This is a genomic window from Actinosynnema sp. NPDC050436 (assembly GCF_040655415.1).
Classification (GTDB): Bacteria; Actinomycetota; Actinomycetes; order Mycobacteriales; family Pseudonocardiaceae; genus Actinosynnema.
On sequence record NZ_JBFAJV010000008.1, the window covers coordinates 210629 to 222760 of the forward strand.

A 12132-nucleotide genomic window follows, 5' to 3' on the forward strand; every position below is an offset into this window, starting at 1 on the left:
CGATCAGGGATTCGGCGGCGTCTGCACGCAACCGTGACCGGTGCACAGCGGATCGGATTCCGCGCCCTCGTGGTGGTGCTCGTGGGCGTGGTCGTGCTTGACCTGCTCCTGCTGGACGTCCGCACGGCCCTGACGGGTGTCCGGCGACGTTTCGTCGGCCGTCGTAACCCCTTCGCCCAGGAATTCCCGTTCGGTGGTCGTCGACATAGCGATCTTCCTCCCCCTGAGGATCTGCCTAGCCTCGATTCGCACAACTGCGGCGAGTCATGTTCAGCGGCCCCTCGTCCCGCTCGAACGGGCTAATAGTGGCACAACGGAGCAATGATCACGGAGGAATTTCGCCACTTCCAGTAGCGAGAGTGCGATGACATGCGACGACAGCCTAAGCATTCACCCATTCCGGTATGGATTAACCCAGGTCACCCCCGCTGAACGGCGAAGTGTCGGATGTCACTCTCCTTTTCACCGGCGCTTCCAGAACGGCACCCGCTTCCGAGGTGCGGCGATGCCCTCCAGGACGGCGACCGCGCGCGCCAGCAGCCGCCCCGGCTCGGCCTCCTCGGCAGCGCCCGCGCCTGACCCCGCCGACCCGGACAGCGCCCGCGTCAGCGCCGCCGCCAGCTCGGCCAGCGCGCGGACCTGGTCCGCCGGCTCGCCGGCAGCGGTCCACCCCGGCTCCAGCCGGGTGATCTCCGCTGCCAGCCGCGCCAGGGCGGCCGCCGCACCGGACCGGTCGGCGGCCCGCAGGGTGCCCAGCTCCCGGGCGACGAACCGGGCCAACGCCTCCGGGACGGACGGCACCGGACTCGGCGCGGAACCGGACGCGGGGCCGGCAGCGGGCGCGGGGCTGGGTGCGGCAGGGCTGGGCGCGGCGGGGCCGGGCGCGGCGGATTTGCGCGCGACGGGCTTGGGTGCGGCGGGTGGGGGTGCGGCGGGGCTGGGTGCAGGGGGAGGTACCGGCGCGGCGAAGGAGGGTGGGGCGGCGGCGAACTGCGGTGCGACACCCGTCGTCTCGGGCATGGCCACGGCGTCGGAGGACATGCGGAGCCGACGCGGCGCGATCGGTGCCCCGCCCGGTGCGGCGGGTGTCGTAGCGAAGCCACCACCGCCGAAGGACGGCTGCGCCCAACCGGAGGGCGACTCGACCGGCTGCGTGACCCGGTGGACCTCCCCGGACTCGTTCACCACCCGCGAGTCGACCGCGACGAACGCGGTGAACCGCGACAGCACCCCGAACTCCAGCGACGTCGCCACGATCCGGCGCTCCAGGTCCGCCAGGTCGCCGACGCCCACCACGTACCGGTCTTCCAGGTCCCGCACCCGCGCCCGCGCCCAGAGCGCCGACAGGCACGGGTTGTCGCTCGACACGGCCGCCACCCGCTGCCGCCACCCACCGTCGCCGGTCAGGTCCACCCCGGCCAACGCCCCCCGGTACCGCCCGGTGACCACCACGGGCACCCCGGGGAACAGGTCCGGCAGCGGCGACGGCGCGAGCGACTCCCCGTCCACGCCGTCGCCAAGGACCGCGAGGCCGGTCAGCACGGGCGAGCCGATGCGGCGGTGGATGCCGCGCAGCGCCTCGTCCAGCCGGTCCTCGGACTCGACCAGCTCGCACCGGCCCGCCGACCCGGCCAGGCGGTGCAGGAACGCCTCGTTGACCGCCCGGTCGATGCCGACGGTGTGCACCCGCACCCCGGACAGCGGGATCGCCAGCTCGCGCAGCAGCCGGTCCTCGTCACCAACCTGGCCGTCCGTGACCAGGACGAGCACCCGCTCCCGGTCGTCGGGGCGGCCGAGCAGCTCGCCGGCGCGGCGCAGCGGCGCGAGCATCTCGGTGCCCCCTCGGGCGTCCAGCCCGGCCAGGAACTCCACCGCCCGGTAGCGGTTGCGGTCGGTCGCCTCGACCAGGCCCGCCGGCAGCTCGGCGGGCGTGTCGACCACGTTGTCGAAGGCGAGGACGGCGAACCGGTCCGCCGTCGTCAGGCTGTCCACGATCCGCCCGGCCGCCCGCCGCGCGGCCACCATCTTCCAGCCGTGCATGGACCCCGACCGGTCCAGCACCAGCACCACGTCCCGGCCCCGCACGGCGGCGTCGGAGCTCGGCGGCAGCACGGTCACCGCGAAGGTCCCCGACGTGCCGGTCTCGTCCGGGCGCACGGCGAGCGCGGTGCGCACCACGCCCTCGTCGGCGAACCTCAGCCGCAGCAGGAAGTCCCGGTCCACCCGCGCACCGGGCTCGACGGTGACCCGGAACCCCTGCTCCGTCCGCTCGGTCACGGTCGCGTGCAGGCTCGCGGACGGCGTCGCGGCGGGCAGGCCCGCCGTGTCGACCTCCACCTCCACCAAGAGCCGCACCGGGTCGGGGAACCCGGGCAGCAGCACCGGCGGGCTGATCCGCGACGCGTCCGGCACGGCGTCGGTGTCCGCCGCGACGCCGGCCCCGACCTGACCGCCCGCCAACGGCGCACCGGGGACGTAGCGGGGCGCGACCACCAGCGGCAGCCGGTAGGTCGCCGCGTCGTCCTCGTAGGCCAGCACGCCGGCCAGGGTCAGCCGCACGGTGACCCGCTCGCCGGGCAGCACGTTGCCGACGCGGGTGGTGAACACCCCGGGCCGCTCCTCCTCGGCGATGGCGGCCCGCTTGCCCGTCGAGACGGCCTCGTCATACTCGGCGCGCGCCGCCCCGCGTTCCTTGAGCACGCCGTCGACCACCCTGTCGTCGGCCTCCATCCGCAGCGCCGTCACGGCGGACCGGGACGGCAGCGGGAAGATGTAGGTCGCCTCCAGCGGCTCGTCGTGCGGGTTGTGGAAGGTCTGCGTGATGGTCGTCCGGGAGGCCAGACCGGTGATCGCGGCGCGCACGTCGACCGCTTCCAGCGGCAGGTTGCCGCGATCGGTGCGCAGGCAGCCGAGGCCCTCGTCGCCGGCGGCGGGCCCGGCGTCGATCACCTCGATGGGGGTGGTCATTGGTCGTCCTCTCCGGTGGTCGGGGCCAGGCCCAGGCGGGCGAGCAGGTCGAGCAGGGGTGCCGCGGCGGTGGCGATCTCGGCCAGCTCCCCGGCGTCGGGGACCCGCCGGGCCGCGTCGAGCACGACCGTGACACTGTCGTTCAACCGGACGGTCGGCACGACCCTGACAGTGTCACGATCGGTGCCGGCGGGCGGCTCCGGCGCGGCCGGGGCGACCGCCCGGTCCCGCCAGAAACCCCCCGCCCGGCTGGGCACGCCGGCCAGCTCCGCGAGCTTCGCGTCCGTCGCGCCCATCATCACCAACTGGATCTCGGCCAACGAGTGACCGGATGCCTGGAGCTTCTTCACGGCGACGATCTGCAGCAGGTGCCTCCGCCCGTAGAGAGCGGTTCTCCCCTGGTGCGCGGCCGGCCGGTCGACCAGGCCGATGGTCGTGTACCACCGGATCGCGCGCCCGTTCGGCAGCTCCCGCACCCGGCCGTTGCGCTGCCCGTCGTAGTTCTCGGCCAGCAGCGCGGCGACCCGCTCCGGGAGCTGTTCAATCGTCCACAGCTCGTCACTCACAGAACTCATCCTGCACCTCAGGTCTGACAGTGTCAATATTGCAGTGTCAGATCCCCCGATCGAACGGTGTCTGCGCGAATCGGCCCCACCGGCAGCGGCTCGGCCCCCACGAGGTCCGCTCGTCCCGGGAAGGAAGGACTGTCGTACCTCCTGGATACGGTGGGCCCACCTGCAAGATCGAGAGCGTGGGGGTTGCCGTGGGGGACGAACGAACTGCGACCGGACGGGTCGGTCATCACCGGTTGGTGAGCGCAGCCCACTACCGGCTGATCAACTTCCGGGACGTCGAGAACGACGCCGGGGTGGACGCCGACGACGCACTCCTCCGGTCGTACACCGACGTGGTCGCGGCAACGGACTACGAGCTGTTCATCCAGTGCACCCAGGACCTTCTGCCGGTCGCGGTCGACGTGGAGGTGTGGCCGGGGCCGCCCCCACCGGTCGACGGATCCTGGTCGGAGGCCCAAGTGTTCACCCTGGACTTCCCCAGCGGCGCGTTCTTCTTCGGCTCGCCGACCGGGGCGGTGGTCGACGGCGGACTGCCGGAGGGTCCCGGCTACTACACGCTCGACGTCGTCCACCGGGGGCGGGAGGAGGCCGCCGCGACTCTCCGGCGGGTACTCGGACACGAGGACATCGCGGTCGCCGTCGAGGAGGTGCGGGGCGAGCACCCCGACGGGGTCGAGCAGTACCTCATCCGCTTGTGGCGCACCGGCGACCTGCCCGAGGACGAGTACGCGGAATGGGACGAGCCCTAGGGAGGCGCGGAAGTCACGAAGTCGCCACGCCGTGCGCGGTCCGGTGGAATACTCGCCGGCATGATCGAAACCGCGACGATGGCGGGGCACCTGGCCGCCCACGGTGTCTGGTCCGTCTCCGAAGGAGAGACGCTGATCCCGATCCTGGCCTACGAGACGTTCGACGGGCAGCGGACGCTTCAGCGCTACATGACCGACGACCTGGCCGACGCCGCCCGTGCTGCACAGGAAGCTCTGCACACCAACGAGAACGACGCGGTGCGCGCGGTCTTCGTCATGGACACCTTCCTGCACTCCGACGGCGGCAAGGTGGACGCGCTGGTGGTGGAGGCCGTGCTCTACGGGCCGTCGCCGGTCACGTTGAAGGTCGCCGTCCCGTACGTGCCGCCGACCGACACCACCGCTTTCGTCGTGCACCGCCCGACGTTCCTGGATCTGGTCGGACTCGACAACCCGGATTTCGAGGCGCTGGGTGACGCGTTCTTCGAGGGCGTCAACGCGCACGAGCAGGCGTCTGCGGTGTGGAGCGCCCACGAGGCGTGATGGTGCGCCGCACCGCGAGCAGGGCCGCGCGGAGTTCGTCGTCGGTGAGGTGGCCGTAGCCGATCGGCGGGTGGTGGGGGATCTCCACCGTTCCCGGTTCTCCGTGCCTGAGCGGGATCCCGGTCAGCACCTCGTCCACAATGGACTTCTTGTGGGACAGCAGACGTGCGCGTCGCCGCATGGTGCTCGCCACCGCGCCGCTGTCCAGCAGTCTCGCAACGGCGACCTGCGCGACGTGTGACGGCTGCTCGGCGGGTCGCATGGTCGGGTCGACCGCGTAGCCGACTCGCAGTGCGGGGCCGAACAGTCCGCTGAAGTCGCCCACCACGGCACGGCCGGGCGGGATGGGGCGCGGTGACGTCCCGTCGAGGACCAGGGCGTCGGCGGCGATCCGCAGGCCGGCGCCACGTCCTGTGGTGACCACCAGGTGCGCCGGCCGCAAGCCGTGTACCGCGATCAGGTGAGCGGTGAGGGCGTGCCGCAGTTCGGCAGCGCCGCGCGGGTCCTCCGAGCAGGGCGGTGGCGCGCTGCTCGCGTACCGCCAGGCCGCACGCCACGCCGCACGGGGGAAAGCCTCGACGCACAGTTGGCCAGGACGCAGGTCGGGCCATGCCTGTGCACGCGGTCGAACCGGGTCGGCACGAAGTCCGGCAGGTGGCGCGGCGATCGACCAAGACGATTCCGCAGCTCGGCGGCCGGCGACGAACGTGCCGGAGCCTCGGATCGCGTGGACGCACCCCTGGGCGGTGAGCAGGTCGTAGGCCGCAGCGGCGACTCCTCGGGACACCCCTGTCGCAGCGGCGAGCGTCCGGGTCGACGGGAGGCGCGCGCCGGCGGGCAGGCGGCCGGTGAGCATCGAGTCGTGCAGCCGGGCGGCGAGTTGTCCGGGCAGCGGGCCGCCGTCCGGGTCCAGGTCGACCGGGACGGTGAGCGGGGCCGCGTAGCGCATGGTCGGCACTGTCGCGGTCCCGGAGCGCGGCCGACACCCGGTGGGCCTCCACGCGGGGGTGCGGGTTTCCGCCACGGCGTGCCTTGCCCGGTGGACGCGGTGCGCCGAGACTGGCCCGGTGAGAGCCGGCCTGCTGCGCGCGACGGCGGTGGTGGCGGCCTCGGCGACGGTGGTGTCGGTGGTCTCGGCGCTGGTCGGGCCGGACCCGGTGGCCGCCGTGGCGTTGCTGCTGAGCTTCCCGGTGCCGTTCTTCGCGGTGGGGCTGGTGGCGTGGCGGCGGGCCGGTGGTCACCCCACCGCCCGACGGCTGTTCCTGTTCGGCTGCCTGGAGGCGGTGGTGTACGCGCCGCAGTACGTGGTGAACGCGGTGGCGCCGGGTGCGTTCCACTCCCCCGCCATGGTCGGCGTGGTGCTGCCGGCGGAGATGCTGGCCACGGTGCTCCTGGTCCGGCTGGTCGCGCTGCTGCCGGACGGCCGCTACCGGTTCCGCCGGGAACGGCTCGTGCTGCGGCCGATGTGGTGCGCGCCGTTGCTGCCGCTGGTGGTCCTGGCGGTCGCGCCGGACACGATCGTGCGCAACCCCTTCCTGTTCGACGGGCTGGAACTGGCCGAGGTGGCGGCCGGTCTGGCGCTGTTCTACCTGCGGTTCGCGGGCGGCTCCCGGGCCGACCGGGTGAAGGTGCGGTGGGTGGCGGTCGCGGCGGTCGGCGGGGTGGTCGCGGTGCCGGTGCGGCTGGTCGTGCTGCTGGTGGTGGACAGCCGGGCGGAGCAGGGGCCGTGGATCCTGGCGTGCACCGTGGCGCACGGCCTGGTGCTGCTGACCGGGATCGTGGTCGCGGCGGTGCGGGACCGGCTGTTCGACGTCGACATCGTGGTGCGCCGCTCGGTGACCTACCGGGTGCTGTGGCTGGCGGTGGGCACCGCGTACGTCGCGTCGGCGGCGCTGCCGGGTCTCACGGTCGGTCGCGCGGTGCCGGTCGAGGCCGTCGTCATGGTGTCGGTGGCCGCTGCCGTGCTGTTCGCGCCGCTGCGCGCCCGGTTGGCCGCGCTGGCCCGCAGGCTGGTGTTCGGGCCGCAGGTGAGCAGTCACGAGCTGGTGGCGCGTCTGGGCGGCACGCTGGAGCGGGCGTTCAACCCGGCGGAACTCGCGCCGCACCTCGCGGAGGTCGTGCGCGGTGGGCTGGGCCTGCGGTGGGCGGCGGTGGAGCTGGCCGGCCCCGACGGTCCGGTGCGCGCGGGCGGGGGTGACGACCCGGTGGCCAGCGTTCCGCTGACCCACGCGGGGGTCGTGCTCGGCGTGGTCGAGTGCGGCCCGAAGGTGGACGGTGCGCCGCTGTCGGCGGCCGACGTCGAGCTGGTGTCGACGGTGGCCCGGCAGGCGGCGCTGGCGGTGCACAACGTGCGGCAGGCACGCGAGCTGGACGAGTCGCGCAGCCGCATCCTGGCCGCGCAGGACACCGAGCGGCGGCGGCTGGAGCGCCGCCTGCACGACGGTGTGCAGCAGGAGCTGGTGGCGCTGGTGGCGAAGATCCGGTTGGCGCGCAACGAAGTCGTGCGCTCCGGTGGGCGGGACGACGCGTTGGGCGAGATCCAGGAGGACGCCTACCGGGTGATCGACGAGCTGCGCGAGGTGGCGCACGGCATCCAGCCGCCGCTGCTCAGCGACCAGGGCCTGGTCGCGGCGGTGCGCTCGCGGGCGCGCAGGCTGCCGATCCCGGTCGTGGTGGACGCCCGCGCGTCGGCCCGGTACGACGTCGGGGTGGAGGAGTCGGCGTACTTCCTGATCGCCGAGGCGTTGACCAACGTGCTCAAGCACGCTGGCGCGTCCGGTGCGCGCGTCGGCATCGGGCACGAGGAGGACGCGCTGGTGGTCACCGTCGCCGACGACGGCTGCGGCCTCCCGGACCGCCCGTCCGGGTCCGGCCTGACCGGGATGCGGGACCGGGTCGAGGCGGTGGGCGGTGCGCTGTCGCTGGCCACGGCGCCCGGCGGCGGCACGACCGTGACCGCGCGGTTCCCGAGGTGAGCGGGACGGCCGTCGTGGGGCGGAGGCTGCGGGTCGTCCTGGCCGAGGACCACTACCTGGTCCGGGAGGGCACCCGGCGGTTGCTGGAGGACTCCGGCGAGGTCGAGGTGCCGGCCGCCGTGGGCGACGCCGTGGAGCTGCTCGACGCGGTGCGCCGGCTGCGCCCGGACGCGGTGGTCGTCGACATCCGGATGCCGCCCGGCCACGGCACCGAGGGCATCGCCGCCGCGCACGCGATCCGGGCCGGGTTCCCCGGTGTCGGGGTCGTGGTGCTGTCGCAGCACGCGAACGAGCACTACGCGCTGAGCCTCTTCCAGGGCTCCACGGACGGGCTGGCCTACCTGCTCAAGGAGCGGGTGGGCGAGGTGGACGAGCTGGTGCGGGCGATCCGGGAGGTGGTCGCGGGCCGGTCGGTGGTCGACCCGAGGGTCGTGGAGGTGCTGCTGCGCGCCCGGCGCACGGGTTCGCCGCTGGACCTGCTGACCCCGCGCGAGCTGGAGGTGCTGGGGCTGATGGCGCAGGGGCGGGCGAACCGGGCGATCGCCGCGACCCTGCGCCTGGCCGAGTCGACCGTGGAGAAGCACGTGAACGCGACCTTCGCCAAGCTGGGCCTGGCCTCCGAGACCGAACGGCACCGCCGGGTCGCCGCCGTGCTGGCCTACCTGCGGCACTGCGACTCCCAGCGATGAGCGGCGGCGGGTCGGGTGGTCTCTGCGCTCATGCCACGACCGCAACGACTGACGAGGACCGTGGTGGCGTGCACCGATCTACGGGCACGTCTTGTCTGCCGGCAGTGCGCCTCCGGCGAGGTAGGCGCGCACGGTGTCGTCCACGCACGTGTTGCCCAGGTCGCCGAACACGACGTGCTTGCGCGCGTCCACCACGACCAGTCGGGACGAGGGCAGGTCGGCGCGCACCGCGAGCGCCTGGCCGTGCGGCACGAGGTTGTCGCGGGTCGCGCCGACCAGCAGGGCCGGCAGGTCCCTCGTCACGCGCGTGGCCGGTTCCCGGGGTGGCGGCAGGAAGGCGCACGGCCGGATGTTCCGCTCGATCGGCCCGAACACCGGCTCGTCGGCGCGGTGCCGCTGGATGTCGCGCCAGTACCGCTCCGGGTCGCGCGGCACGGTGCCGTCGGCGCACATGATCGCCAGGTTAGAGCTCCCGTACCGGGACAGGGTGCCGGTGGTGAATTCGGTGAGCAGCGCGCGCAGTTGGGGCGTCGGCACGACCGCGCGGCCGGCTGCCGCGTCGGCGAGCAGGCGCATCTCGGACGCGATGAGCGCGTTGCCCGCGTCGGTGCCGTTCCACAGGCGGGCGAACGGGATCAGCGGCGCGACGTGACCGTCCACCGTGAACTCCGCGATGCGCAGCGGGGTGCGTTCGGCGGTCGCGTAGACCGCACGGGCGGTGGTCAGCACGGCGTCCACGGTGGTGCCGAGGTGGTACGTCGTGTCGTGCGCGGCGGTGTACGCGGCCCACTCGCGCAGCGCGTCCTCGTTGGCCCGCGCCCGGTCCGCGCTGAACATCGGGCCCCACTTGCGCAGGTCCATCGGGCTGTCCAGGACGACGCGGTCGAAGCGGCCCGGGAACAGTTCGTTGTACACCAGCGCGAGCGCGGTGCCGTAGGAGAAGCCGAGGTAGGAGATGCGGCGCTCGCCCAGCGCCCGGCGGACCACGTCCATGTCGCGGGCGATGTTCCGGGTCGACGCGTGCGGCAGTTCGGCGGCGTGCGCGCGTCGGCAGTCGTCGGCCAGCGAACGGTTGAACGCCACCATCCGGTCGAACCCGGCGCGGTCCGAGCCGGCCGACCGCCGCCACTCCGACACCTCGTCCCACCCGCAGTCGACGGTGGGTCGGCTGCGGCCGGTGAAACGGGGGTCCATCGCCACCAAGTCGTACCGGCCGGCCAGGTCCTCTAGCGCCGGTCCGGCGAACAGGCCCATGTCCAGGGCGGGCGCGGGGCCGCCGCCGTTGAGGAACAGGGTGCCCAGCTTCGGTTTCGTGGCGGGGATGCGGGACACGGCCACGGTGATCCGCCGGCCGTGCGGGCGGGCGTGGTCGAGCGGCACGGAGATGTCGGCGCACTGCCCGCCGGCGGCGTCGATCGCCTTGCCGGTCTGGTCGTCGTGGTCCAGTTGGCAGGCGTGCCACCGGGGTGCCGGGCTCGCGCCGGCGGGCGGGGTGGCCAAGGCGACGACGACCAGCGCGGTCACGGCCAGGATCGCGTGCTTCATCGCCCGATCATCCGGCGGCACGACCGGCGCGGGCGAGGTCCACTCAGCCCCGGGAACCGGTCCTTTCCGGCCCGCTCCGCGACGGTCGCACGCGGGGACACCGCCGAACACGTCGGGCCTGGCGGAAATTCGGCAGCGCGCGCCGCGCGGGGGAAGTAGGGTCCGGGAGGTGGGATCGTTTGTCGGGGTGGGGAGGACCGCAGTGATCGCCGTCCCCGCGCTGCCGGCGTGGACGTCGGGTGAGCCGGGCCGACGGGTGCCGTGACGCGACTGTCCGATCCGGGCGCCATCGACTCCGAGGAGTCCTACGCGGCGTGCCGAGGCGATCTCGACTTGTGGGGGCCGTGGGCCCGGCGGGCGTTCGAGGTCGCGGGGGTGCCGCAGCCCGGCGTGCTGCACGTGCCCGGTGTCGGCACCTACCCGGTGGTGGCGGGGGACAACGGGTTCGTCGTGAAGTTCTACGGCGAGTACTGGTGCGGTCCGGAGAGCCACGCCACCGAGGTCGCCGCCTACCGGCTCCTCGCCGGCCGGATCGCCTTGGTGCCGCAGGTGGCCGGTGCGGGCGTGCTGCGGGACGGCCGGGGCCGGCCGTGGCGGTTCCTGGTGATCACGCAGGTGGCCGGTCGGACGTGGGAGTCCGCTGCGGAGCGGATGGACCCCGACGCCCGGACGGCGGCGGCCCACCGGATCGGCTGCCTGGTCCGGGACCTGGCCGGGGTGCCGGTCGGGTCGCTGAGCCGGTCGGCGTTCACCCGGGTGCTGGACGACCGGCGCGCGGTCACCGTCGCCGAGCACCGCGCGCGGGGTCGCCTCTCCCCCGTGCTGCTGGACCGGTTGGAACGCGACCTGCCCGATCCCGCGTCGCTGTTGCGCGAGCCGCCCGTGTTCGTGCACGGCGACCTGAGCGGAAGCAACATCTTCGTGGACGGGGACGGGATCTCCGGCCTGATCGACTTCACCGACGTCTACGCGGGCGACCTGCGCTACGCGTTGGTGCAACTGCACCTCGACGCCTTCCGCGCGGACCGCCGGCTGCTGGCTGCGGCCCTGGACGGCCTCGGCCTCCGGGTCGACCCGCGCGAGATGGTGGCCTTCACGTTCCTGCACGACTTCGACGTCCTGGCCCGGGTCCCGTTCGACCTGTCCGGTGTCCGGGACCCCGACGAACTGGGTGAGCTGCTGTGGGTGTGACCGTCCACGTCCCCGACGCGCTGCGCGCGTCGCACGACGACCCCGAGGGCCGGGTGTGGCTGGCGGCGCTGCCGGGCCTGGTCCGCGACCTGGTGGACCGCTGGGAGCTGCGCCCGGACGGCCCCCACCGCAACGGCATGGCGGCGCTCGTCGTGCCGGTGACCCGGCCGGACGGGACCCCGGCGGTGCTGCGGCTGCAACCCCGGGGCGAGCAGACCTCGGCGATCGTCACCGGGCTGCGGACCTGGCGCGGCGACGGGATCGTCCGCCTGCTCGACCACGACCCGGTCAGCGGTTCGGTGCTGCTGGAACGCCTCGACGCCACCCGCCCGCTGTCGGCGGTCGAGGACGACGACGAGGCGCTGACCGTCTTGGCCGGGCTGCTGCGCAGGCTGACGTCCGTGCCCGCGCCCGCCGGGGTGCGCCGGCTGGCCGACATCGCCGCCGCCATGCTCGCCGAGGTGCCCGCCGCGCTGCCGGCGCTCGCCGACCCGGCCGACCGGGAACTGGTGCGCTCGTGCGCGGCGGCCGTGGCCGAGGTGGTCGGCGAGGCCGGCGACCGGTTGCTGCACTGGGACCTGCACTACGACAACGTGCTGGCCGCGCAGCGGGAGCCGTGGCTGGCCATCGACCCCGAACCGCTGGCCGGCCACCCCGGGTTCGACCTGCAACCCGCCCTGGACAACCGCTGGGAGCGGGTGGACGACCCGACCAAGACCGTGCACCGGCGGTTCGACCTGATGACCGACGAGTTGGGCCTCGACCGCGCGGAAGCCACCGCGTGGACGTTGGGCCGCGTGCTCCAGAACACGCTGTGGGACGTAGAGGACGGCAAGGGTGCCGTCGACCCGGTGCAGCGCGCCATCGCCGAGGCGTTGATGGGCCGTCCGGGCTGACG

At 73.9% G+C, this 12132-nt stretch carries 11 protein-coding genes; 6 read left to right on the forward strand and 5 right to left on the reverse strand.

Annotation, left to right across the window (positions count from 1 at the left end; all coding sequences use genetic code 11):
- Nucleotides 1–3: 3 nt before the first annotated feature.
- The 3 genes from AB0I60_RS20980 to AB0I60_RS20990 form a co-directional block, all read right to left on the reverse strand.
- The gene (locus tag AB0I60_RS20980; RefSeq protein WP_360732117.1) at nucleotides 4–207 is read right to left on the reverse strand and encodes a hypothetical protein; all 204 of its coding nucleotides are present in this window, start codon (nucleotides 205–207) and stop codon (nucleotides 4–6) included.
- A 255-nt stretch (nucleotides 208–462) separates the two neighbouring features.
- Complete coding sequence (locus tag AB0I60_RS20985; RefSeq protein ID WP_360732118.1) at nucleotides 463–2967, reverse strand: VIT domain-containing protein; 2505 nt, start codon at nucleotides 2965–2967, stop codon at nucleotides 463–465.
- The gene (locus AB0I60_RS20990; RefSeq protein ID WP_360732119.1) at nucleotides 2964–3542 is read right to left on the reverse strand and encodes a MerR family transcriptional regulator; all 579 of its coding nucleotides are present in this window, start codon (nucleotides 3540–3542) and stop codon (nucleotides 2964–2966) included. Before AB0I60_RS20990 ends, AB0I60_RS20985 begins: the two co-directional genes overlap by 4 nt.
- Before the next feature lie 236 nt (nucleotides 3543–3778).
- On the opposite strand from AB0I60_RS20990, the gene AB0I60_RS20995 reads away from it, so the two are divergent.
- Together AB0I60_RS20995 and AB0I60_RS21000 are read left to right on the forward strand one after the other, a co-directional pair.
- Nucleotides 3779–4291, forward strand: coding sequence for a hypothetical protein (locus tag AB0I60_RS20995; RefSeq protein WP_360732121.1), 513 nt, complete (start codon nucleotides 3779–3781; stop codon nucleotides 4289–4291).
- Nucleotides 4292–4351: 60 nt separating this feature from the next.
- The gene (locus AB0I60_RS21000; RefSeq protein WP_360732122.1) at nucleotides 4352–4834 is read left to right on the forward strand and encodes a hypothetical protein; all 483 of its coding nucleotides are present in this window, start codon (nucleotides 4352–4354) and stop codon (nucleotides 4832–4834) included.
- Here the strand turns inward: AB0I60_RS21000 and AB0I60_RS21005 are convergent.
- Nucleotides 4785–5783, reverse strand: a complete 999-nt coding sequence (locus AB0I60_RS21005) for a GntR family transcriptional regulator (protein ID WP_360732123.1) — start codon at nucleotides 5781–5783, stop codon at nucleotides 4785–4787. The genes AB0I60_RS21000 and AB0I60_RS21005 overlap by 50 nt on opposite strands.
- 118 nt (nucleotides 5784–5901) lie before the next feature.
- On the opposite strand from AB0I60_RS21005, the gene AB0I60_RS21010 reads away from it, so the two are divergent.
- Together AB0I60_RS21010 and AB0I60_RS21015 are read left to right on the forward strand one after the other, a co-directional pair.
- Nucleotides 5902–7809, forward strand: coding sequence for an ATP-binding protein (locus AB0I60_RS21010; RefSeq protein ID WP_360732125.1), 1908 nt, complete (start codon nucleotides 5902–5904; stop codon nucleotides 7807–7809).
- Nucleotides 7810–7835: 26 nt separating this feature from the next.
- Nucleotides 7836–8498, forward strand: a complete 663-nt coding sequence (locus AB0I60_RS21015; protein WP_360732325.1) for a response regulator transcription factor — start codon at nucleotides 7836–7838, stop codon at nucleotides 8496–8498.
- A gap of 78 nt (nucleotides 8499–8576) precedes the next feature.
- Here the strand turns inward: AB0I60_RS21015 and AB0I60_RS21020 are convergent, their stop codons facing one another.
- Nucleotides 8577–10043: an alpha/beta hydrolase gene (locus AB0I60_RS21020; RefSeq protein WP_360732127.1), complete on the reverse strand. Its 1467-nt coding sequence runs from the start codon at nucleotides 10041–10043 to the stop codon at nucleotides 8577–8579.
- A 261-nt stretch (nucleotides 10044–10304) separates the two neighbouring features.
- Here AB0I60_RS21020 and AB0I60_RS21025 point away from each other — a divergent pair, with 261 nt between their 5' ends.
- Both AB0I60_RS21025 and AB0I60_RS21030 read left to right on the forward strand, forming a co-directional pair.
- On the forward strand, nucleotides 10305–11234 hold the full coding sequence (locus tag AB0I60_RS21025) for an aminoglycoside phosphotransferase family protein (protein ID WP_360732129.1): 930 nt from the start codon (nucleotides 10305–10307) through the stop codon (nucleotides 11232–11234).
- On the forward strand, nucleotides 11231–12130 hold the full coding sequence (locus AB0I60_RS21030) for an aminoglycoside phosphotransferase family protein (protein WP_360732131.1): 900 nt from the start codon (nucleotides 11231–11233) through the stop codon (nucleotides 12128–12130). Before AB0I60_RS21025 ends, AB0I60_RS21030 begins: the two co-directional genes overlap by 4 nt.
- Nucleotides 12131–12132: the final 2 nt, after the last annotated feature.

Coding starts and splice junctions, on each gene's coding strand:
- AB0I60_RS20980 (WP_360732117.1), bottom strand. CDS start 207: ATGTCGACGACCACCGAACGGGAATTCCTGGGCGAAGGGGTTACGACG.
- AB0I60_RS20985 (WP_360732118.1), bottom strand. CDS start 2,967: ATGACCACCCCCATCGAGGTGATCGACGCCGGGCCCGCCGCCGGCGAC.
- AB0I60_RS20990 (WP_360732119.1), bottom strand. CDS start 3,542: ATGAGTTCTGTGAGTGACGAGCTGTGGACGATTGAACAGCTCCCGGAG.
- AB0I60_RS21000 (WP_360732122.1), top strand. CDS start 4,352: ATGATCGAAACCGCGACGATGGCGGGGCACCTGGCCGCCCACGGTGTC.
- AB0I60_RS21005 (WP_360732123.1), bottom strand. CDS start 5,783: ATGCGCTACGCGGCCCCGCTCACCGTCCCGGTCGACCTGGACCCGGAC.
- AB0I60_RS21020 (WP_360732127.1), bottom strand. CDS start 10,043: ATGAAGCACGCGATCCTGGCCGTGACCGCGCTGGTCGTCGTCGCCTTG.